Consider the following 21,759-nt stretch of genomic DNA (forward strand, 5'->3'; position numbering starts at 1 on the left):
GGAGCCTGCTGGCTCCCGGTTTTTTTACTGCGCGAGTTACAGTACCAGTGCTGCGATAGAAGCAGACAGGACGCTTACCAGCGTAGAACCGTAAACCAGTTTCAGACCAAAGCGAGAAACCACGTTACCCTGTTCTTCGTTCAAACCTTTAATTGCACCGGCGATAATACCGATGGAAGAAAAGTTAGCGAAGGAAACCAAGAACACGGATAGAATACCTTCAGCGCGCGGAGAGAGCGTGCTGGCAATTTTCTGCAGGTCCATCATTGCCACGAATTCGTTAGACACCAGCTTGGTTGCCATGATGCTGCCCACCTGCAGCGCTTCATGCGCCGGCACACCCATCACCCAGGCAATTGGGTAGAAGATATAGCCCAGAATCCCCTGGAAAGAGATGCCCAGCACGGCGGCGAACAGGGCGTTCAATGCGGCGATCAGCGCGATAAAACCAATCAGCATTGCGGCAACAATAATTGCAACCTTGAAGCCTGCGAGAATGTATTCACCCAGCATTTCGAAGAAGCTCTGCCCTTCGTGCAGGTTTGACATCTGAATGTTTTCTTCGCTGGCGTCCACGCGGTATGGGTTGATAATCGACAGTACGATAAAGGTGCTGAACATGTTCAGAACCAGTGCTGCAACAACGAATTTTGGTTCCAGCATTGTCATGTACGCACCCACGATAGACATGGAAACGGTAGACATTGCGGTAGCCGCCATGGTGTACATGCGGTTACGGGACATTTTGCCGAGGATATCTTTATACGCGATAAAGTTCTCAGACTGACCGAGGATCAAGGAACTCACTGCGTTGAAGGATTCCAGCTTGCCCATGCCGTTGACTTTAGACAACAGGAAACCAATCGCGCGGATAACCACAGGCAGAACACGGATGTGTTGCAGAATACCGATCAGTGCAGAGATGAAGACGATAGGGCATAGCACCTTCAGGAAGAAGAAAGCCAGGCCTTGATCGTTCATGCTGCCAAAGACAAAGTTTGTCCCTTCGTTAGCAAACCCGAGCAGTTTTTCAAACATTTCGGAGAAGCCTTTCACGAAGCCGAGGCCAACGTTGGAGTTCAGGAAGAACCACGCCAGTAAAACTTCAATGACCAGCAGTTGAACAACATAGCGAATACGAATTTTTTTGCGGTCTGTGCTGACCAGCAATGCAAGTGCAGTAACGACAACGAGTGCCAGGACAAAATGAAGGACGCGGTCCATATTTGCTCCAAATATGAGGCAGGTTTAATTTCCGTGCACATTCTATGTAACAAGCGCAAAGAAAACGAGATCAAGGCCACACTATAGTTACATCCTGTGACGAGTCTCAAAAATAGTGATCAACAATACATTTTTGTTATGTTAGGTAAATGAGTGAAAAGTTAAGTTTGTGTGCTACGCTTCACAAAAGACTGCGCATTTTCACTTTCTGTGATGTCGCACCTCCTGCCCATCTATCGTTTGCAGCTATCAGAGTAATCACCAAAAACATCTCAAATGATCTTGATAATCATTCTCACTTTGATAGCATTAAACATAGCAAAGGCTATATTTCCAGAGGCAGAAATGACAAACAGTCGCGTAGAGGGTAGCAGTGGCAGGGCAGCGCGCAAGTTACGGTTCGCATTAATGGGACCTGCATTCATTGCTGCTATTGGCTACATCGATCCGGGTAACTTTGCGACCAATATTCAGGCCGGGGCCAGCTTTGGCTATAAGCTGCTGTGGGTGGTTGTCTGGGCTAACTTTATGGCCATGCTGATTCAGATGCTTTCGGCGAAATTGGGTATTGCTACCGGCAAAAACCTGGCGGAACAGATCCGTGACCACTATCCGCGTCCGGCGGTATGGCTTTACTGGGTACAGGCTGAAATTATCGCGATGGCGACCGATCTCGCTGAATTTATCGGGGCGGCTATTGGCTTCAAGCTGATCCTCGGCGTGTCGCTGCTCCAGGGCGCCGTGCTGACCGGGATAGCCACTTTCCTTATCCTGATGCTTCAGCGTCGAGGGCAAAAGCCGCTGGAGCGGGTCATCGGCGGGTTGCTGCTGTTTGTTGCTGCGGCCTATATTGTTGAGCTAATTTTCTCGCAACCAAACGTAGTGCAGCTCAGTAAAGGCATGCTTATCCCTAGCTTGCCGACCTCTGAGGCCGTTTTCCTTGCTGCCGGTGTGTTGGGGGCAACCATCATGCCGCATGTTATTTATCTGCACTCATCACTTACTCAGCATCTAAACGGTGGATCTCGTAAAGAGCGGTATTCAGCAACGAAATGGGATGTCGGCATCGCCATGACGATTGCCGGTTTTGTTAACCTCGCGATGATGGCGACCGCGGCGGCGGCGTTCCACTTTAATGGGCACACCGGCATTGCCGATCTCGATCAGGCCTATTTAACGCTGGAGCCGTTGCTGAGCCATGCCGCTGCGACAATATTCGGGTTAAGCCTCGTTGCGGCGGGTCTCTCTTCGACGGTGGTTGGGACGCTGGCAGGGCAGGTAGTGATGCAAGGGTTTGTCCGGTTCCATATCCCATTATGGGTGCGCCGTGCGGTGACTATGCTGCCATCATTTATTGTGATTTTGATGGGGCTTGATCCCACGCGGATCTTGGTCATGAGCCAGGTGCTGCTGAGTTTTGGTATCGCGCTTGCGCTGGTTCCGCTGCTGATTTTTACCAGCGACAAATCGTTAATGGGCGACCTCGTAAATACCACGCTGGTGAAAAGAGCAGGTTGGGTCATCGTGGTGGTGGTGGTGGCGCTTAATCTGTGGCTATTGGTCGGCACAGCGTTAGGGCTATAAAAAGAAAAAGGAGCCGAAAGGCTCCTTTTTGCGATTAGTGGTGTCCGTGACCGTGGCCATGACCTCTGCCGTGGTCTCTACCGCCTCGACGATCGTCACGATCGCTCCAGCCTTCGCGATAGCCACGCTCATAGGCTTTACGATTATCCCAACCGCGATGGCGACCATTATCATGTTTCCACCAGCGATCTTTACGCCATTCATAATGACGGTGCCAGTAATCACGGTCGCGCCAGCCGCCGCCATCCCAGTAGTTACCGTAATTGTCGCGATCGCCAATTTGTAATTTAATCGATGGCAACAGGGTGATCTCGCCTGCATTGGCGATCAGCGGGGCCGAAGCCAGTAGTACCGCTGCAAGAATCAGTGACCTGAACATACTCTTTCTCCTTCACGATCGGAGCCTTTATGGGGCCTGTTAATGCAATTTTACGATTTGGTAAACATTCGTTTCATCACCTCAACTCCGAAATCCTGTGGGAGAGCACTTTTTGCTAAAAAACGACTTTATTTTGAGCTGTTCAGAATCTCTTCGATAGTAGCCATTTCATCGGCAGTAAAATGACGGTTCTCCAGCATGCCCACGGCATCGTCGATCTGTATCGTTTTACTGGCACCGATCAGTACAGAGGTCACCGTGTCATGGCGTAGAATCCAGGCCAGCGCCATCTGTGATAATTTCTGGCCGCGACTTTCCGCCATCGCGTTCAGTTTGCGGACTTTATCCAGCTTTTCTTCGGTAATCTGGTCCGGGCTCAGGAACTTACTGCCACTGGCGGCGCGAGAGTCTTCCGGGATCCCGTTCAAATACCGGTTGGTCAACTGACCGCCTGCCAGCGGTGAAAAGGGAATACAGCCGACCCCGTTTTCCTTTAACACATCCAATAATCCCTCTTCAGGCGCGCGTTCAAACATCGAATATTTGGGCTGATGAATAATGCACGGCGTCCCGAGATCGTTCAGGATTTCAATAGCCTGTCGGGCCAGTTCAGCAGGATAGTTAGACAGCCCGACGTAAAGGGCTTTACCCTGTCGCACCACGTGGTCAAGCGCTTTCATCGTCTCACGCAGCGGCGTTTCCGGGTCAGGGCGGTGGTGATAGAAGATATCGACATACTCCAGCCCCATGCGCTTCAGGCTCTGGTCCAGACTTGCGATCAGATATTTGCGTGAACCCCAGTCGCCGTAGGGACCATCCCACATCGTATATCCCGCTTTTGTGGAGATGATTAACTCATCGCGCCATGGCAGGAAATCTTCCTGCACAATATGGCCGAAATTACGTTCAGCAGATCCAGGAGGTGGACCGTAATTATTGGCAAGGTCGAAGTGCGTAATGCCGAGATCGAATGCACGCTGTAAAAGTTGACGGCTATTTTCGATAAGCGTCGCATCGCCAAAATTATGCCAAAGCCCCAGAGAGACGGCGGGCAACTTGAGCCCGCTCTGTCCGCAGCGGCGGTACTGCATTGTCTGGTAACGATTTTTGTCCGGCTGATAACCCATACTCATGACCCCTGGCGCGAAAAAGAAATAACAGTGTATGCGTTTACACTAGCGTGAAGAAATGAAGAATAGCGCAGCCTTTTTTGTAAAGCATTCTTTCCATGGCCTTCTTGCCGCCATTTCTGGACAGTCATCACGCTTCTTTAATACTCAAGGTGAGGTCAACGTCAGAAGGACACCTGTTATGCGTACCCCATACTGCGTCGCCGATTACCTGCTGGACCGTCTTACAGATTGTGGAGCCGATCATCTGTTTGGCGTACCGGGCGACTATAACCTGCAGTTTCTCGATCACGTGATAGACAGCCCGGATATCTGTTGGGTGGGTTGTGCCAACGAGCTGAACGCATCATACGCTGCCGACGGATATGCCCGTTGTAAGGGCTTTGCCGCGCTGCTGACGACATTCGGAGTAGGGGAGTTAAGCGCCATGAACGGCATCGCGGGCAGCTTTGCTGAGCATGTTCCGGTATTGCATATCGTCGGGGCGCCGGGGATGGCTTCCCAGCAAAAAGGGGAGTTGTTGCACCACACGCTGGGTGATGGCGAGTTTCGCCATTTCTATCATATGAGCGAGCCGATCACCGTTGCTCAGGCTATCCTGACCGAACAAAATGCCTGCTACGAAATTGATCGCGTGCTAACAACAATGCTCCGGGAACGCCGTCCGGGCTACCTGATGTTGCCTGCCGATGTGGCTAAAAAAGCCGCTACCCCTCCTGTAAACGCTCTCACACTCAAGCCTGTTTATGCCGATAACGCCTGCCTGAAAGCGTTCCGTGAGGCCGCCGGGAGCAGACTGGCAATAAGCAAACGCACAGCCCTGTTAGCCGATTTTCTGGTACTGCGCCATGGTCTGAAGCCAGCGCTTCAGAAGTGGGTAAAAGCGGTGCCAATGGCGCATGCCACGATGCTGATGGGCAAAGGGATCTTCGATGAACGGCAGGCAGGTTTTTACGGTACCTACAGCGGTTCAGCGAGCGCTGGCGCGGTGAAAGAGGCGATTGAAGGTGCTGATACCGTGCTGTGTGTTGGTACACGCTTTACCGATACCTTGACTGCCGGCTTCACCCATCAGCTTACCTCCGAACAAACGATAGAAGTCCAACCACACGCGTCGCGGGTGGGGGATGTGTGGTTCACGGGCATTCCGATGCTTCAGGCAATTGAGACGCTGACAGAACTGTGCAAACAGCATGTTCATGCACCTCTCATACCGCCTTCACACAGTGGTTTCTCATTCCCACAGCCGGATGGTTCGCTTACGCAGGAAAACTTCTGGAACACGCTGCAAACGTTTATTCGTCCGGGTGACATTATTCTGGCCGATCAGGGCACCTCCGCGTTTGGCGCAATTGACCTGCGCTTGCCTGACGACGTGAACTTTATCGTCCAGCCGCTCTGGGGTTCGATTGGTTACACGCTAGCGGCGGCATTCGGCGCGCAAACGGCCTGCCCGAACCGGCGCGTTATTGTGCTGACAGGCGATGGCGCGGCGCAGTTGACCATTCAGGAGCTTGGCTCGATGCTGCGTGATAAACAGCGCCCCGTTATTCTGGTGCTGAACAACGAAGGGTATACCGTTGAAAGGGCAATTCACGGGCCTGAGCAACGGTATAATGACATTGCGCTGTGGAACTGGACGCAAATCCCCGGGGCACTCAGCCTGGATCCACAGGCCGAGTGCTGGCGGGTCAGCGAGGCGGAGCAACTGGCGGATGTTCTCGACAAAGTGGCGCATCACGAACGGCTTTCGCTGATTGAGGTCATGCTGCCAAAAGCCGATATTCCGCCGCTGTTAGGCGCGCTGACGAAAGCGCTGGAAGCGCGTAATAGCGCCTGATTACTTGTCGTTTCTCCAGGCCATCAGCATCGGTTTGCCCGCCAGCAGGAGCCAGGCGGGCAACATCACGATACAAAGCAGGGGGATGAGGGTGGCATCTGGCACAACGACGGCGGCCATAAACAGGCTTAACCACGCATCGCGCGTGACCACCAGAACCAGGCCCAAAATAGAACACGAGACGGTGATTGCCGCCGGAACCGCATCCACATGTTCGTGTAGCATCAGCCCCAGGGCTACGCCGATAAATACCGCCGGGAAGATACGCCCCCCGCGAAAACCACACGCTGCTGCCACGACCAGCGCCGCCAGTTTTATGAGCGCAAACAGCAGATAATCGGAGACGCTAAACACCTGGCTGAAGGCCAGCTGTTGCATCTCGTCCAGGCCTTTAAACAGCGTTACCGTCCCGCCGATTGCCCCTAAAATGCCCAGCATCAGACCCCCTACGCCAAGGATCAGCACCGGGTGTTTCAGCTTATGCACCAGGCGGTGCAGTCGCGGAAGACACCATACCGCAACCATCCCCAACGCTATCGCGATAGCAACCACAATGGCACCGCTGAAAATATCCGCTATTTGCATCTGGCCGTAGTGGGGTAGAGAGAGTGAAAAATGAGGATGGAAAAACAGGCTGGTGGTCAGCGCGCCGGCAGCTGCGGCCATCAGTGGCGCAAAGAGTTTGTCCCACAGCGGCACGTCGTTATTACTGCTGAGCGTCTGAGAAAAGATCAGCGCGGCGGCAACGGGGGTTCCAAACAGCGCGCCGATGGTGCCGGCTGAGGCCAGAATAGTCCAGTCCAGCGACCCGATGCGGGGTAAAATCCGCGAGCCAATAAACACCGCCAGGCCAATGTTCACCGCCATAATCGGGTGTTCCGGCCCCAGGCTTACGCCGCCTGCCAGACCGATTATCAACGCAATAATCAGCCCCGGCAGGGCTGCAGGATTGACCGGCGCACCAATCAGCGGCTCTTGCGCCGGATCCGGCCCCGCATGTCCTGGGCTAAAACGAATCACCAGACCCACCGCAATGCCGGTGAGCGTCAGCATCAAAATAATCCAGGCTGGAGAATCAAAGCTGATACCGAGTTTTGCCGGAAGCGCAGCCCATAACATCGACTGCAGTACCGAGGCCACCTTCATCACGACGATGAGCACCAGACTTGAGGCAATACCAATGATTAATGCCGGGATTGCCAGTAGCAGCATGGTTCTGGCACGCGGGTGGAGCATGATGATTTCCTTGTACTAAACGGTATAGCGTTACTTTGCACAATCAGGTTTATGGCAATAGTGCAAAAGGTGCTGAAACGGTAAAGTTATTCTGTGACGAAGATCGATAATCCTGGGGCATTCACCTTCCGGTCGTTGTTGTTATCACGCCTTGAATTTACAGTGTCCCAAAGATTTATTCTGACTTTAGCGGAGCAGTAGAAGAATGACAAAGTATGCTTTGGTAGGTGATGTGGGCGGCACGAACGCGCGCCTCGCATTATGTGATGTTAGCAGCGGTGAGATTTCCCAGGCGAAAACCTATTCAGGGCTGGATTATCCGAGCCTGGAAGCTGTTGTACGCGTTTATCTTGAAGAGCATAAGGCGAATGTTGAAGACGGCTGCATCGCCATTGCCTGCCCGATTACGGGTGACTGGGTGGCGATGACCAACCACACCTGGGCGTTTTCTATCGCCGAGATGAAAAAAAATCTGGGCTTTGCGCATCTTGAAATCATTAACGATTTTACTGCGGTGTCCATGGCAATCCCGATGCTGAAGCCAGAGCATTTGATTCAGTTTGGCGGCACTGCTCCGGTAGAAGGCAAACCCATTGCCGTATACGGCGCTGGGACGGGGCTGGGTGTCTCGCACCTGGTGCATGTTGATAAACGTTGGGTCAGCCTGCCGGGTGAAGGCGGCCACGTTGACTTTGCGCCAAACAGTGAAGAAGAAGGCATTATCCTCGAAGAATTACGCGCAGAGATAGGCCATGTGTCTGCCGAGCGCGTACTTTCAGGCCCGGGTCTCGTAAACCTGTATCGTGCAATTGTGAAATCAGACGGGCGTCTACCGGAAAACCTGCAACCGAAAGACGTGACTGAACGTGCGCTGGCGGACAGCTGCATTGACTGCCGTCGTGCGTTGTCACTGTTCTGTGTGATCATGGGACGTTTTGGCGGCAACCTGGCGCTGAACCTTAGCACCTTTGGCGGAGTTTATATCGCGGGTGGGATCGTACCGCGTTTTCTCGACTTCTTTAAGGCATCGGGCTTCCGCGGCGGTTTCGAAGATAAGGGCCGTTTTCGAAGCTACGTGCAGGACATTCCTGTTTACCTGATTGTGCATGATAATCCTGGCCTGCTTGGCTCGGGTGCGCATTTGCGTCAGGTCCTGGGACAAATTCTCTGATTGCTTTCCCCTCTCCGGCAGGAGAGGGGAACCTTCTAGAGGTGCATCAGCTGGCGAAATTCTTTCACCTTGCTGCGACTCACCGGCACCTGAAAATCAAGATCCTTCAGACGTAAAATATAGGTGTTATTAAACCAGGGTTCGATCTCGCGGATCTTGTTTAAGTTGACGCAAAACGAACGGTGGCAGCGGAAGAAGTGCGCAGCCGGCAGCTTGCTGCAAAACTCAGTTATGTTCATTGCCATCACGTACGATTCACGTCGCGTATAGACAAACGTCATTTTCTCATGAGCTTCGGCGTAGTAGATATCGTCGATAGGCGTCACGATGATACGCTCATCCTTAACCAGATTAATGGTGTCATTCTCCCGAACGACAGGGCTGGTATTCGCCGGGGTGGCCTGCTGCTGCCACGCTGCTTCCAGCTTTTGCAGCATGCTGATAATACGTGATTCCTGGTAAGGCTTGAGGATGTAATCAAACGCTTCCAGTTCGAACGCCTCTACGGCATGTTCTTTCCAGGCCGTAACGAAAACGATAAACGGCTTGTGAGCAAACTGATTGATGTTTTGCGCCAGTAACACCCCGTCCAGCGACGGAATGTTGATATCAAGAAAAATGGCGTCTACCCGGTTATGCTGCAAAAACTTCAGCACGTCCAGGCCATCGTCAAACGTGCCCACAATCTCCATCTGGCTGTGCGTTCTGATAAGCCAGCTCAGCTCTTGTTGAGCCAGAAATTCATCTTCTACGATGATGACTTTCATCTGTTACTCCGGCCTATGGCAACAAAGATATGGGCGCATGAACGGGTGTGCGTTCATTCGGGACGTAAAAAGCAATTTCAGTACCAGGCTCAAGACGACGGATGATCAGACCGTCTCCATACAGCAATTTTACGCGATGGTGGACGTTCAGTAATCCAATCTTATTCCCCGGCATCTCGTTAGATTCAACACGGTCGATCACTTTCGGGTCGATACCGTGGCCGGTATCGCGTACCGCAATGCGCACGCGGTTGCCGCTCTCGTTTACGCTGATGGTCACCACGCCTTTCCCTTTACACGGCTGAATACCGTGGACGATCGCATTTTCTACCAGCGGCTGGATCAGCAGACTAGGGATCACGCAGTTAACTTCTTCATCAATATCGTAAATGACCGTGAGTTTGTCACCAAAGCGTGCCTGCTCAATCGCAATGTAGTCTTTGATTTGATAAAGCTCTTTTTTGATGTCGATCTGCTCGTCATCTTTCAGCTCGATGTTGTAGCGCAGATAGCGTGACAGATTGAAAATCAGCTGACGCGCGGTGTCCGGATTCAGGCGAATGGAGGATGAGATCGCATTCAGCGCGTTAAAGAGGAAATGGGGATTAATTTTACTTTGCAGCGCACGGAGCTCAGCCTTATTTGCCATTTCGCGCAGCTGCTCTGCCCGTGAAACCTCCAGCTGCGTCGAGATTATCTGCGACAGGCCAATTGCCATCTCCTGCAGCGAAGAGGTGATTTGGTGTGCGTGGCAGTAATAAATTTTCAACGTTCCCGTCACGACACCTTTTTCCCAGAGCGGGATCACCAGCATTGAGTGAATTTCAGGCGTTCTGTGGGCTTCATCATTGTTTTTGATGATGATTTTACCGTAATTGATCGCCTGTCTGGTGGTCGGGCTGATGGTGTCATCGTTGTCCTGATAGTTGTGCTCACCCACGCCAACATAGGCCAGTACATGGTCGATATTGGTAATGGCGACGGCATCGGCGTGAATATCGCGGCGGATGATATCGCAGACCTGGCGTAAAGATTCCGTATTAACGTGGCGGAATAGAGGAAGCGTTTTGTTCGCGATATCAAGCGCCAGCTTGGCCTGACGAGCGGCGCTGGCCTCTTTTTCGCCTTCGACACTTTGCACCAGCAGCACAATGAACCCGATGCAAACGCTTCCGAGGATCATCGGTATACCGATTTTAGAGACGATATCCAGCCCTAGCGCGGTTGTCGGAGCCAACACCACGACCAGGATCATGGTCAGCGTTTCGCACACCATGCCCGCGACGATGCCCGCACGCCAGTGCTGCTTTTTAGGTATTTTTCGGTTAATCCAGCCGGAAAGTCCCCCCGCAATAATGCTGGTGATAAAGCACGGGATAGCCGTCACTCCCCCGATATCGATCAGGTAACGGTGCGTGCCGGCGATAAGACCCGTGATAACGCCCACCCACGGGCCAAACAGGATCCCGCCCGACATGACGGCGATAATACGCACGTTGACGAGCGAACCCTCGACCGGGACACCAGACCAGGTACTGAACAGGGCAAACATCGAAAAGATGGCGGTGACGGCCAGCAGCTCTTTTGGCGAGTGCGCAGACTTATGCAAAAGCTCGCGAAACAGGCGAATGCGAATGAGGAAAAACAAGCAAATCAGCATTAATGCCGCGCGATCAAAAACCGCGAGAAGCATATCGAATATTTCGTGCACGGGAAGACCAGAGCTAACGGGAAAGATCTATGATAAAAAACCTGGCGCGCATTGACCAGCTATCCGTCAGGTTTATGAAATGGGGAAAACCCCTAATTTCCAAAGGGGATAGTTTCAGGGTTACTGAAGAATCGTGTTTTTAACATCATCGCCCCGTATAAGGTAAGAATACTGATATCATCATGTTAAATATAAGGTATTACTAATGCATGTTAGGGTAAAAGTCTTCCGCTTTTAGGCTCAGCAGGGTTCCCGTTTTAGCGCGACATTTATTTTTTACGTTTCCTCTCGACAGCACGTTTTTATTCAGGTTATTTTCTAAGCATGCCGCACCAGTGGCAGCGTCGCTCGGACGGTCCGGGCGCTCACGTTAATCTGAGGAATCTATGGCTGAATTCAGTCCTGAACGCCGTTTTACGCGTATCGATCGTCTCCCCCCTTATGTTTTTAATATCACTGCTGAACTGAAAATGGCTGCGCGTCGGCGCGGCGAAGATATTATTGATTTCAGTATGGGTAATCCTGACGGCCCGACCCCGCCGCATATCGTTGAAAAACTCTGTACCGTTGCCCAGCGACCGGATACGCATGGCTATTCCACCTCTCGCGGCATTCCTCGATTACGACGCGCTATTTCGCGCTGGTACCAGGATCGCTACCAGGTTGATATCGATCCTGAAAGCGAGGCTATTGTTACGATCGGGTCGAAAGAGGGGTTGGCACACCTGATGCTGGCTACACTGGACCATGGCGATACCGTACTGGTGCCAAACCCAAGCTACCCCATCCACATTTACGGTGCGGTGATCGCTGGAGCGCAGGTTCGTTCTGTGCCGCTGGTGGAAGGTGTCGATTTCTTTAACGAACTGGAACGTGCCATTCGCGAAAGCTATCCGAAACCCAAAATGATGATCCTCGGCTTCCCGTCGAACCCAACGGCGCAGTGTGTCGAGCTTGAGTTCTTCGAGAAAGTCGTTGCGTTGGCTAAACGTTACGACGTGCTGGTGGTTCACGATCTCGCATATGCCGATATTGTGTATGACGGCTGGAAAGCACCTTCAATTATGCAGGTGCCCGGCGCGCGCGATGTTGCTGTTGAATTCTTTACTCTGTCTAAGAGTTACAACATGGCAGGCTGGCGTATTGGTTTTATGGTCGGAAACAAAACGATGGTGAATGCCCTGGCGCGTATTAAGAGCTATCACGATTACGGCACCTTTACGCCACTCCAGGTGGCGGCGATTGCGGCCCTGGAAGGGGATCAGCAGTGCGTGCATGACATTGCCGCCCAGTATAAACGTCGGCGCGACGTGCTGGTGAAAGGCTTGCATGAAGCAGGGTGGATGGTTGAAATGCCAAAAGCGTCCATGTACGTCTGGGCTAAAATTCCTGAGCCGTATGCGGCGATGGGGTCGCTGGAGTTCGCCAAAAAGCTGTTGCAGGATGCAAAAGTGTGCGTCTCGCCTGGTATTGGCTTTGGTGATTATGGCGACACGCATGTGCGATTTGCGCTGATTGAGAATAGCGACCGTATTCGCCAGGCTGTGAGGGGCATTAAGAGCATGTTCCGGGCGGACGGGCTTCTCGCATCAAAGAGCGTCGCTGACCATCCCGAGTCGTAATGACATAAAAAAAGGAGCCAACGGCTCCTTTTTTTAACTGTGTTTGCTTTGCTAGATCATCAGGGCAAAGGTTCCGGCCCAGACCAATACAATCACCGAAATGCCCATAAAGAAATATTTCACGTTTCATCACTCCGCGTATCTTTTGGTACGCATTTAAAAACAGAGTCCACCTGATTATAGAGAACTGAAATCGGGTTCAGGCGGAATTAAGAATTATCCCGCATGCCACTCATTTCAGATCAGAATTCTGTGCTTTCCTGTTGCCAGACGGCGCTAATGTACGCCTAAAAATTCAGGGTGACAAGAGGGCTTTTTTTTAAATAATTTCCGTAACTTACGAGTGTCGTGGAACAGCGACAGTTTAATTTCAGAACGCAATAAATTCATTTTGAGCGACGGCAGGAAAAACAATTACTCGGGGTGATTACAGGTGATTGAAAAGGTTAGTTTCTTACCGAAACTAACCTTTGAAAAGCTTAGACATAGAGCGAGGATTCGCCGATTGGGCGTGTTTTAAAGCGGCGATGCATCCACAGATATTGTTCAGGCGCACGCATAATCTCTGTCTCAATGACTTTGTTGATAAACGCCGCGGCTTCGCCTTCGTTTTCTGGGTAGTTAGCCATTTCAGGAGAAATGTGCAGACGATAGCCGGACTTGTCCGCTTTTCTTACCATCGTCACGGTCAGCATTGCAGCACCTGATAAACGAGAGATCACAAAGGTGCCGTTTGTCGTTGCTACGTTTTGAACCGCAAAGAAGGGGGCAAAGCTGCTGCCTTTACGTCCGTAATCCTGATCGGGTGCAAACCATACGGCTTCACCTTTCTTCAGTGCACCGACCATGCCGCGCAGATTATTTCGGCTGATCATTGCCTTATTCGAGCGCATGCGGCCGCGTGTTTGTACCCATTCCATGAGCGCGCTGTTGTGCGGGCGGTAGGTAGCCATCATCGGCTGACAAAGTCCCATTACGCGTCCACCCAGTTCCAGCGACATAAAGTGAACGCCGACAACCATCACGCCACGGTTTTGCGCCTGTGCACGTTTCAGATTTTCAAGGCCTTCCACATCAAACCATTTACGCACACGCTCATCAGGCCAAAACCAGGCCATGCCGGTTTCAAGCAGTGCCATGCCGATCGACTTGAAGTTTTCAGCAATCAGTTTTTCACGCTGTTCCGCATTATATTGTGGGAAGCAGAGTTCAAGGTTCTTACGGGCGATAGATTCACGACGCTTGAGGAAGTATCGTGACGTGCTGCCCAGCTTAGAACCCAGCGTGCGAATAAGAGGATAAGGAAGCTGGACCAGCAACCAAAGAATGCCAAGACCAAACCATGTAAACCAGTAGCGTGGGTGTAAAAACGCACGTTTGAATTGGGATTGAGACAAATTAGAGAACCTATGTAAAGCCTTTGAAAGTAACGCTTTTGCGTTACCACGTGCCAATTAGACCGTAGGACAAGGTCAAGGTTGCAGGCTTTACCGATCTTTACGGCGTTGCCTGTCCATCGCTGACGTTGGGTGGGCGTCTTAATGTAGCACCATCATAAGATATGTTCCATCGTTCGTTTTTGATTAAAAAAGCGGCAGATGACGAGATGCTTGATTCCGAACATTTTTATTTTCATCAGGCGCCACCCGCGAGAGTGGCATGGAGGACGACGTTGATAATGGATTTACCGGCTCAATATGTTTGTCCCCCAGAAGGCGTCATGCTAACGCTCACTATTAGTATAAAGTAACTAACGGATTCTTAAATCGTCACTTTCGTAATGCAAGTCATTATCAATACGCTATTTTGACAAGAGAGTATGTAGAATCTGACAGGGTATTAATGCTTATCTCTCTTCTTAAAAGGTAATGTAAAAGCTGACATTAAGAATAATTAATATGAGCAAGGGGTAAGAATAATTCATTTTTATTTTAGTATCAGATGTCGGTAAGTAGGGAGTATTGCGCATTTTAGGTCAAAAATAGGTGTCCAGAACGCACATATCACCTGCATTGGTAGAAAATATTGAGCAAGGCTGGATAGCCATCTTTTCTTTTATTTTTTTCGCAAATGTATAAGTTTCATTCAGGTGACTAATACAACACGGTGAAGACCAGGAAAAATCGCTAATTTTTTTAGCAAACTGAGTTATGTCATACCTTCTCTTTTAGAAAAATAAGAAATCAGACATTTAAGGGGAGTGGTGTGATTTTGTACAGATTTACCACCTAAGTTAAATTGATCGCTTTATGAACACCCTTATTCCATGGGGTTTTGAGGGTTTTAACAAGAAAATTCTTATAAATCAGAAAGATGATCTACTGTTGTTAAAGGTTGTTTATGTAATGTTTTGTTACATATTTTCATTTCCGATTAGGTGTGAAACGTTTCTAAACTCCGGCTATTGGGTCTTATCCTAAATTTCACTGTTTCAGATAATTACCCAAAAATACAGTGTCGACATGCTAGTGAATGGAATGCGCTCGCTATTAATTACGGGTTTTCATTTTCGTCGAATGACGTGAACTCGGAAATCGTTCTGGCTGGATTTGCCTTCCTTAGTAATTTATCACTGGCATTGACCGTTTCTATAACTCCATAGAACAGGGACAGCTATGTCTAACTCTTCCTTTCAGTCCGAAATCCCCAAGGCCCGTATAAATTTAAAGCTTGATCTGCATACCGGGGGCGCGAGCAAGAAAACGGAGCTCCCCCTGAAATTACTGGTGACGGGTGACTTCAGTAATGGTCAGGAGACTGCACCACTGTCTGAGCGCAAAAAAGTTAACTTGAACAAAAATAACTTCGACTCAGTGCTTTCCGAATATTCCCCAAAAGTTAATTTGACCGTTAAAAACACGCTGGCTGATGACGGTAGCGAAGACAACATCAGTCTCACCTTCCAGAATATGAAAGATTTCACCCCGGAGCAGGTTTCCCGGCAAATCCCCCAGCTGAAGGCGATGCTTTCCATGCGTAATTTACTTCGTGATTTAAAAGCAAACCTGCTGGATAACCAGGCTTTCCGAAAGGAGCTGGAAAAAATTCTGCTCGACCCGGCCTTGAGCGCAGAACTCAGAGCCGAACTCTCAGCCCTGGCCCCGAAACAGCCATAACGGTCACGATGATTTAACGGATTAATAAGGAAGATGCTGATGTCTGTACAAAATGAGAATGCTGCGGGTGGCGGCGTTGTGCTTGACCGTCCTGTTACGGGTGGGGTTTATGCGTCCCTGTTTGAAAAAATCAACCTGAACCCGGTCTCGGAGCTGAGTGCGCTGGACATCTGGCAGGACGCGCAGGCGATGTCGGATGCGACTGCGGATGAACGATTAACGGCCGGGATGCAGGTGTTCCTTGAATGCCTGACGAAATCGGGCTCAAAAGTTGAGAAACTCGACAAAAACCTGATTGACCACCATATCGCTGAGCTGGACTACCAGATTAGCCGTCAGCTTGATGCGGTAATGCACAGCGAAGAATTCCAGGCGGTAGAAAGTCTGTGGCGCGGCGTGAAATCCTTAGTCGACAAAACCGATTTTCGCCAGAACGTGAAGGTTGAACTGCTGGATATGTCCAAAGAAGACCTGCGTCAGGACTTCGAAGACAGTCCGGAAATCATCCAGAGCGGGCTGTATAAACATACGTATATTGATGAGTATGACACCCCGGGTGGAGAGCCGATCGCTGCACTGATTTCTTCCTATGAATTTGATGCCTCTGCGCAGGATGTCGCCCTGCTGCGAAACATCTCTAAAGTCGCTGCTGCCGCGCATATGCCGTTTATCGGCTCTGCCGGCCCGAAATTCTTCCTGAAAGACAGCATGGAGGACGTGGCGGCCATCAAGGATATCGGTAACTACTTTGATCGCGCTGAATACATCAAATGGAAGTCTTTCCGTGAGACGGACGATGCCCGCTATATCGGTCTGGTGATGCCGCGCGTGCTGGGTCGCCTGCCGTATGGCCCGGACACCGTGCCGGTGCGCAGCTTCAACTACGTGGAAGAAGTCAAAGGCCCCGATCACGACAAATATCTGTGGACCAACGCCTCGTTTGCCTTTGCATCCAACATGGTTCGCAGCTTCATCAACAACGGGTGGTGTGTGCAAATTCGTGGCCCGCAGGCTGGTGGTGCCGTACAGGACCTGCCTATTCATCTGTACGATCTGGGAACCGGCAATCAGGTGAAGATCCCGTCGGAAGTGATGATCCCGGAAACCCGTGAGTTTGAGTTTGCCAACCTCGGTTTCATTCCGCTCTCCTACTACAAAAATCGCGATTACAGCTGTTTCTTCTCCGCGAACTCCACGCAGAAACCGGCCCTGTATGACACCGCCGATGCGACGGCCAACAGCCGTATCAATGCGCGTCTGCCGTACATCTTCCTGCTGTCGCGTATTGCGCATTACCTCAAGCTTATCCAGCGTGAAAATATCGGTACCACCAAAGACCGACGTCTGCTGGAGCTGGAGCTCAACACCTGGGTGCGCAATCTGGTCACCGAAATGACCGACCCGGGCGACGAGTTGCAGGCGTCTCACCCACTGCGCGACGCGAAAGTGGTAGTGGAAGACATTGAGGATAACCCGGGCTTCTTCCGCGTTAAGCTGTACGCCGTGCCGCACTTCCAGGTGGAAGGGATGGACGTCAACCTGTCGCTGGTTTCCCAGATGCCGAAGGCGAAATCATAAGCTAAGGCAGGAAGCCAATGAAAACGGAACAACCGTTATGGGGCAGGGGCCAGATGGTCTCTCCCCAGCACTTCCAGCAACAGGCCGCGTATGCGGCCTGGTCTGCGGAATGCATCGCCCGACTGGGCCTCTCCCATCCCTGGGGGATGATTGATGCCACTTTCGAACCGGATGCACTGAAGCTGGGCCGCCTGCAGGCCCGCCATCTGCACATCCGTTTCCCCGATGGCTCGCTTATCGACACGGATAATGCCGATTCCCTGCCGCCGGTGCTGGCGCTTGAGGGCGAATCACAGGAAGTGGTGGTGGTTCTGGCGCTGCCGCTGCTGCGGGCGAATGGCGGCAACTGCCTTAAACCCGATGAGGTGGCCGAGCGCCCTGTGCGTTATCGCCAGCGCTGGCGGGATGTCCGCAACACCTTTGGGGACGATACCCGTCAGATTGCGGTGATGCAGCCAGAGTTGACGCTGCGTTTCGCCCATCAGAACAACAGCGATTATCTGACCTGTCCGGTTGCCCGTCTGCAGCAGGATTCACAGGGGAGCTGGGCACTCGATGAAACCTTTCTTCCGCCACTGCTGGCTCTGCAGGGCAGCCGCTGGCTGGTGACCCAGCTGGAACAGCTGATGACGCAACTGCGTGCCCGTCTGAGCCGCCTGATGGACATGCGTCGTGAAAGCAACGAGCGCATGGCCGATTTTGCCGTGGCTGATGTGTCTCTGTTCTGGCTGCTCAATGCCCTGAACAGTGCAGAACCTGTGCTCGGACAGTTTCTGCGTCACCCGCAAAGTCCGCCGGAGCGTCTGTACCCTGAGCTGGCACGCCTTGCGGGCAGCCTGCTGACCTTCTCGCTGGAGCACCAGGTTAGCGCCATTCCTGTCTGGCAGCATGAGCAGTTGAATGACGTCTTCCCGCCGCTGTTTGATTTGCTGGGCGACCTGCTGGAAGCCAGCCTGCCGTCGCGGGTGGTGGCGATTGAGCTTGAGCACGATGCCCGACTTCACTTCTGGCAGGCCCGTCTGCATGACCCACGCCTGCGCGAAGGGGCGGATTACTACCTCTCCGTGCGTTCACCGATGCCGGTGGCACAGCTGCAGGAACAGTTCCCGCGCCAGTGCAAGGTCGGCAGTCCGGATCATGTCAGGAGTATCGTCAATTCTTCACGGGTGGGTGTGCCGCTGACGCCGCTGCGTCATGTGCCGGCCGCCATTCCACTGCGTCTGGAAAACCAGTATTTCAGCCTCGATGTCTCTCATCCTCTGGCCACCGAAATGCTCCAGGGTGGGACCTGTATGTTTTACGTTCCGGGCATGCTCGGCGAGCCTGAACTTGAACTCTTTGCGGTACTGAGAACATGAGTGAGCGCAAACGCGGCCCGGCCGCGTCCATTGATATTGATGCCCTGCTGCACGACACCTGGCTGCAGGTGATAAGCCTCCGTCACGGTCCGAAATTTCAGGATGGAGAAGGGCGCACGTTGTGGGAGCGCTGCATTGCTGATGTCGAACGTGTACAGCGTGAGCTGAAAGCGAGCGAACTCGATGAAGCCAGCTGTCAGCATATTCTCAAAGCACAATGTGCGCTGCTTGATGAAGCTGTCAAAGGTCGCGGTGTGGAGGATGATGCCTGCGTGCAGTGGTATGACATTCCCCTGCAGGGACACTTCCTCGGCACCATGGATGCCGGTGATACGCTGTGCGATCGGATGCGCGATGTGCTGCGTGAACCTGCGCCTGATCATGCTGTCGTGACCTGCTTCCAGCGGGTCATGATGCTGGGGTTCCTCGGCAGTTTCCGCTCGCTGAACGCTCCGGAGCGCCAGAAACTCGTCAACGCGCTCAGTGAACATGTCACGCCGTTCAGTTATCCACAAACCCATCCTGTCCTGGCTGAAAGTCGTACCGGGCGTGGAATGGGCGGCTGTCTGGCGTCATGGCCCGTGCGAATTGGCCTGAGCGTGGTGGTGGTTGCTGCGCTGTGGTGGGGACTGAGCCACTGGCTGGATCAGACACTGCTGACCTTGCTGCCGGGAGCCGTCAAATGAGTCCTGCACAACAGCGCGGGCTTGCGCTGTGGGCCTCCCTGCTGAGTGCAGTGATCTGCCTGGGCTTCCTGCCGGTATCCCGACTGGTTTCTGTGCTTGTTCTGTTGGCGATGCTGGGGCTTATCCTGGCGTTCTTGTATGTCGCCAGTCGTCGTGCGGAGCATGAGGTCACCCTGCGTCTGGATGACCTCCCTGAAGCCACTTACCGTCAGCCCGTGGTGCTGGTCTGTGGCGATCTGCCGCTGGCCTGGCCACAGCAGTCACCGGTGCTTACGGTCATGCAGGGTTGCTGGATCCGTGTGGAGGATCATCAGGATCTGGAACAGGTCGTCCGGCAGGTACTGTGGTTGCGACCTGACTGGGGTCGCCAGCTGTCGGTGATGGTCAGCGTCTGTCCGCAGAAACACGCCGAAAGCGAAGCGCTTACCAGCCGTCTGCTGGCCCTGCGATGGCAAATCAGCCAGTTGCGTAAAGAAACCGGGCATTCCGTGCCGCTGGTTCTGAATGGCCAGTTTGGTAGCACGATGACGAATGCTCTTCTCTGGCAGGCGGCTATCCCGGGGGAAGGGGTGAGGGTCTGGCGTGAATCTTCAGCGCCGAGTTCAATCGCTGCATGGGTTACCACCGGTGGGTCGCCTGCGATGCAGCAACAGGTGCTGCTGAACAGTCTGATGAGCTGGTTCCATCAGCACGTCCAGGCAGTCTTTATGGATGAGAACCCCGACGTTCCTGTGATTGCACCTGGCGCGGTGCTGTGGGGAATGGGGCCGATCCTTGCCGGAAGTCTGGCCACATCTGCCTGGACTGCATGGCTTTCCCGTCACACTGCGATGCAGCAGGTGGCGGGCTGGCAGCCGTCAGGAACGGACAGTACGGTTATCTCCCCCTTCCCGGATTTTATCCTGCCGCTGCTGCCCGAAGGGCGAGGCCTGACGCCGCGTGGGCGAACCTTCCGTTGTGCGCTCGGGATTTTCACACTGGGGGCCATTGCTGCGCTGCTCAGCAGTGGCTGGAACAATCATCAGCTGCTGCAGCGTGTGAGCTTCGATATTGCCCGCTATGACCGTATCCCGATGCATGATTTCGGACCCAAAGCCGATGCCGTTGCTGTCCTGCGTGACGATGCGGCAGAGCTGGATGATCAGGCGCGCAATGGCGTACCGGCGCGTATGGGCCTTGGTCTGTATCAGGGGGAGCGTCTGCGAATGCCTGTGCTGGATGCGATCCGTTCGTATGTGCCTCCACCGCCACCACCTAAACCACAGCCGAAACCTAAACCGGTACCGAAAATTGTCCGCCTCGACAGCATGTCGCTGTTCGATTCCGGCAAATCCGTGCTGAAGGCTGGCTCCACCAAAATGCTCGTCAACTCCCTGGTCGGTATCAAAGCGAAGCCGGGCTGGCTGATTGTGGTCGCCGGGCATACCGATAACACCGGCAATCCAAAACTGAACCAGACGCTTTCACTCAAGCGTGCCGAAGCAGTGCGCAACTGGATGCGTGATACCGGTGATGTACCGGAAAGCTGTTTTGCGGTGCAGGGCTATGGCGAGAGCCGTCCGATCGCAACCAATGACACCCCGGATGGGCGCGCGCTCAACCGCCGTGTCGAAATCAGTCTGGTACCGCAGGCCAGTGCCTGTCAGATACCGGGCCACACCCAGGCGTCATCGCAGGATGATGGCGCATCACAACACAATGGAGAGTAATTCCATGGCAATTCCTGTTTATCTTTGGCTGAAAGACGACGGCGGCGCGGACATTAAAGGTTCTGTGGACGTTCAGGATCGTGAAGGCAGCATCGAAGTGGTCGCTCAGGAGCATAACCTGTACATCCCGACCGACAACAACACCGGCAAGCTGACCGGTACCCGTATCCACACCCCGTTCCTGTTCACCAAGGAAATCGACTCGTCCAGCCCGTACCTGTACAAGGCTGTGACCACCGGTCAGACCCTCAAGTCTGCGGAATTCAGGTGGTACAAAATCAACGACGCGGGCCAGGAAGTTGAGTACTTCAACACCAGACTGGAAAACGTCAAAGTGGTGAAAGTAAATCCTGAAATGTATGACATCAAGGATCCTTCTAAAGAGAAGCACAACCACCTTGAGCGCATTGAGCTGCGTTACGAAAAAATCACCTGGACCTACAAGGACGGCAACATTATTCATTCCGATTCCTGGAACGAACGCGCCACCGCGTAAGCCCGATGCGGACGGGGTTTCCTGTCCGCAGTTTTTTGCTGAGTGCCTGTATGAAACGGGCTTTCAGCAAAGAAACCCACAAACTGCCAGCCTGACCATATGCGCTTTGGTCCCCTTCACGGAAAACAGCGATGGGCGGTAGCGTGTCCAGG

At 52.7% G+C, this 21,759-nt stretch carries 18 protein-coding genes; 10 read left to right on the plus strand and 8 right to left on the minus strand.

The window, feature by feature from the left end; translation table 11 throughout:
* Nucleotides 1–36: 36 nt before the first annotated feature.
* On the minus strand, nt 37–1,224 hold the full coding sequence (nupC, locus tag V5P19_RS00770) for a nucleoside permease NupC (protein WP_119937366.1): 1,188 nt from the start codon (nt 1,222–1,224) through the stop codon (nt 37–39).
* A gap of 345 nt (nt 1,225–1,569) precedes the next feature.
* On the opposite strand from nupC, the gene V5P19_RS00775 reads away from it, so the two are divergent.
* Nucleotides 1,570–2,808, plus strand: a complete 1,239-nt coding sequence (locus V5P19_RS00775) for an Nramp family divalent metal transporter (RefSeq protein ID WP_334399188.1) — start codon at nt 1,570–1,572, stop codon at nt 2,806–2,808.
* A gap of 34 nt (nt 2,809–2,842) precedes the next feature.
* On the opposite strand, the gene V5P19_RS00780 is transcribed toward V5P19_RS00775, so the two are convergent.
* Nucleotides 2,843–3,187: a DUF2502 domain-containing protein gene (locus tag V5P19_RS00780; RefSeq protein ID WP_334399190.1), complete on the minus strand. Its 345-nt coding sequence runs from the start codon at nt 3,185–3,187 to the stop codon at nt 2,843–2,845.
* 128 nt (nt 3,188–3,315) lie between these two features.
* Complete coding sequence (gene mgrA, locus V5P19_RS00785) at nt 3,316–4,314, minus strand: L-glyceraldehyde 3-phosphate reductase (RefSeq protein WP_334399192.1); 999 nt, start codon at nt 4,312–4,314, stop codon at nt 3,316–3,318.
* A gap of 184 nt (nt 4,315–4,498) precedes the next feature.
* Between mgrA and ipdC the strand changes: the two genes are divergently transcribed.
* Nucleotides 4,499–6,157 carry an indolepyruvate decarboxylase gene (gene ipdC / locus V5P19_RS00790; protein WP_334399194.1) on the plus strand — a complete coding sequence of 553 codons (1,659 nt, stop codon included), beginning with the start codon at nt 4,499–4,501 and terminating at the stop codon, nt 6,155–6,157.
* Here the strand turns inward: ipdC and V5P19_RS00795 are convergent, their stop codons facing one another.
* Complete coding sequence (locus V5P19_RS00795) at nt 6,158–7,393, minus strand: ion channel protein (protein WP_334399196.1); 1,236 nt, start codon at nt 7,391–7,393, stop codon at nt 6,158–6,160.
* 205 nt (nt 7,394–7,598) lie between these two features.
* Between V5P19_RS00795 and glk the strand changes: the two genes are divergently transcribed.
* The gene (gene glk, locus V5P19_RS00800; RefSeq protein WP_334399198.1) at nt 7,599–8,564 is read left to right on the plus strand and encodes a glucokinase; all 966 of its coding nucleotides are present in this window, start codon (nt 7,599–7,601) and stop codon (nt 8,562–8,564) included.
* A gap of 35 nt (nt 8,565–8,599) precedes the next feature.
* Here glk and V5P19_RS00805 read toward each other — a convergent pair whose 3' ends face one another.
* Both V5P19_RS00805 and V5P19_RS00810 read right to left on the minus strand, forming a co-directional pair.
* Complete coding sequence (locus V5P19_RS00805; protein ID WP_334399200.1) at nt 8,600–9,331, minus strand: LytTR family DNA-binding domain-containing protein; 732 nt, start codon at nt 9,329–9,331, stop codon at nt 8,600–8,602.
* A gap of 13 nt (nt 9,332–9,344) precedes the next feature.
* Nucleotides 9,345–11,042 (minus strand): sensor histidine kinase, encoded by a 1,698-nt coding sequence (locus V5P19_RS00810; protein ID WP_334399201.1) that lies wholly within the window; start codon nt 11,040–11,042, stop codon nt 9,345–9,347.
* Nucleotides 11,043–11,428: 386 nt separating this feature from the next.
* On the opposite strand from V5P19_RS00810, the gene alaC reads away from it, so the two are divergent.
* The gene (alaC, locus tag V5P19_RS00815) at nt 11,429–12,664 is read left to right on the plus strand and encodes an alanine transaminase (RefSeq protein ID WP_334399203.1); all 1,236 of its coding nucleotides are present in this window, start codon (nt 11,429–11,431) and stop codon (nt 12,662–12,664) included.
* Between the two features lie 51 nt (nt 12,665–12,715).
* Here the strand turns inward: alaC and ypdK are convergent, their stop codons facing one another.
* Both ypdK and lpxP read right to left on the minus strand, forming a co-directional pair.
* Entirely contained in the window at nt 12,716–12,787 is a 72-nt protein-coding gene (gene ypdK / locus V5P19_RS00820) for a membrane protein YpdK (RefSeq protein WP_099458937.1), read from the minus strand.
* Between the two features lie 356 nt (nt 12,788–13,143).
* Nucleotides 13,144–14,061 carry a kdo(2)-lipid IV(A) palmitoleoyltransferase gene (gene lpxP / locus V5P19_RS00825; protein ID WP_334399205.1) on the minus strand — a complete coding sequence of 306 codons (918 nt, stop codon included), beginning with the start codon at nt 14,059–14,061 and terminating at the stop codon, nt 13,144–13,146.
* A gap of 1,218 nt (nt 14,062–15,279) precedes the next feature.
* On the opposite strand from lpxP, the gene tssB reads away from it, so the two are divergent.
* The 6 genes from tssB to hcp are packed head-to-tail and all read left to right on the plus strand — an operon-like array spanning nt 15,280 to nt 21,607.
* The gene (gene tssB / locus V5P19_RS00830; protein WP_334399207.1) at nt 15,280–15,780 is read left to right on the plus strand and encodes a type VI secretion system contractile sheath small subunit; all 501 of its coding nucleotides are present in this window, start codon (nt 15,280–15,282) and stop codon (nt 15,778–15,780) included.
* 33 nt (nt 15,781–15,813) lie between these two features.
* The gene (gene tssC, locus V5P19_RS00835; RefSeq protein WP_334399209.1) at nt 15,814–17,358 is read left to right on the plus strand and encodes a type VI secretion system contractile sheath large subunit; all 1,545 of its coding nucleotides are present in this window, start codon (nt 15,814–15,816) and stop codon (nt 17,356–17,358) included.
* 17 nt (nt 17,359–17,375) lie between these two features.
* Nucleotides 17,376–18,716, plus strand: a complete 1,341-nt coding sequence (tssK, locus tag V5P19_RS00840) for a type VI secretion system baseplate subunit TssK (protein WP_334399211.1) — start codon at nt 17,376–17,378, stop codon at nt 18,714–18,716.
* Complete coding sequence (tssL, locus tag V5P19_RS00845; RefSeq protein ID WP_334399213.1) at nt 18,713–19,402, plus strand: type VI secretion system protein TssL, short form; 690 nt, start codon at nt 18,713–18,715, stop codon at nt 19,400–19,402. Before tssK ends, tssL begins: the two co-directional genes overlap by 4 nt.
* A complete protein-coding gene (locus V5P19_RS00850) occupies nt 19,399–21,111 on the plus strand; it encodes an OmpA family protein (protein WP_334399215.1) in 1,713 nt (570 codons plus the stop codon). The genes tssL and V5P19_RS00850 overlap by 4 nt, the downstream gene beginning before the upstream one ends.
* Nucleotides 21,112–21,115: 4 nt before the next feature.
* The gene (hcp, locus tag V5P19_RS00855) at nt 21,116–21,607 is read left to right on the plus strand and encodes a type VI secretion system effector Hcp (protein ID WP_050862713.1); all 492 of its coding nucleotides are present in this window, start codon (nt 21,116–21,118) and stop codon (nt 21,605–21,607) included.
* Nucleotides 21,608–21,759 lie beyond the last annotated feature (152 nt).

This window comes from Enterobacter sp. UNJFSC 003, from assembly GCF_036903355.1.
In the GTDB taxonomy this organism is placed as follows: Bacteria; Pseudomonadota; Gammaproteobacteria; order Enterobacterales; family Enterobacteriaceae; genus Enterobacter.

Excerpts from the sequence above, each read along its gene's own strand:
- nupC (WP_119937366.1), bottom strand. The coding sequence starts at position 1,224 with ATGGACCGCGTCCTTCATTTTGTCCTGGCACTCGTTGTCGTTACTGCA.
- V5P19_RS00775 (WP_334399188.1), top strand. The coding sequence starts at position 1,570 with ATGACAAACAGTCGCGTAGAGGGTAGCAGTGGCAGGGCAGCGCGCAAG.
- V5P19_RS00780 (WP_334399190.1), bottom strand. The coding sequence starts at position 3,187 with ATGTTCAGGTCACTGATTCTTGCAGCGGTACTACTGGCTTCGGCCCCG.
- mgrA (WP_334399192.1), bottom strand. The coding sequence starts at position 4,314 with ATGGGTTATCAGCCGGACAAAAATCGTTACCAGACAATGCAGTACCGC.
- ipdC (WP_334399194.1), top strand. The coding sequence starts at position 4,499 with ATGCGTACCCCATACTGCGTCGCCGATTACCTGCTGGACCGTCTTACA.
- V5P19_RS00795 (WP_334399196.1), bottom strand. The coding sequence starts at position 7,393 with ATGCTCCACCCGCGTGCCAGAACCATGCTGCTACTGGCAATCCCGGCA.
- glk (WP_334399198.1), top strand. The coding sequence starts at position 7,599 with ATGACAAAGTATGCTTTGGTAGGTGATGTGGGCGGCACGAACGCGCGC.
- V5P19_RS00805 (WP_334399200.1), bottom strand. The coding sequence starts at position 9,331 with ATGAAAGTCATCATCGTAGAAGATGAATTTCTGGCTCAACAAGAGCTG.
- alaC (WP_334399203.1), top strand. The coding sequence starts at position 11,429 with ATGGCTGAATTCAGTCCTGAACGCCGTTTTACGCGTATCGATCGTCTC.
- tssB (WP_334399207.1), top strand. The coding sequence starts at position 15,280 with ATGTCTAACTCTTCCTTTCAGTCCGAAATCCCCAAGGCCCGTATAAAT.
- tssC (WP_334399209.1), top strand. The coding sequence starts at position 15,814 with ATGCTGATGTCTGTACAAAATGAGAATGCTGCGGGTGGCGGCGTTGTG.
- tssK (WP_334399211.1), top strand. The coding sequence starts at position 17,376 with ATGAAAACGGAACAACCGTTATGGGGCAGGGGCCAGATGGTCTCTCCC.
- tssL (WP_334399213.1), top strand. The coding sequence starts at position 18,713 with ATGAGTGAGCGCAAACGCGGCCCGGCCGCGTCCATTGATATTGATGCC.
- V5P19_RS00850 (WP_334399215.1), top strand. The coding sequence starts at position 19,399 with ATGAGTCCTGCACAACAGCGCGGGCTTGCGCTGTGGGCCTCCCTGCTG.
- hcp (WP_050862713.1), top strand. The coding sequence starts at position 21,116 with ATGGCAATTCCTGTTTATCTTTGGCTGAAAGACGACGGCGGCGCGGAC.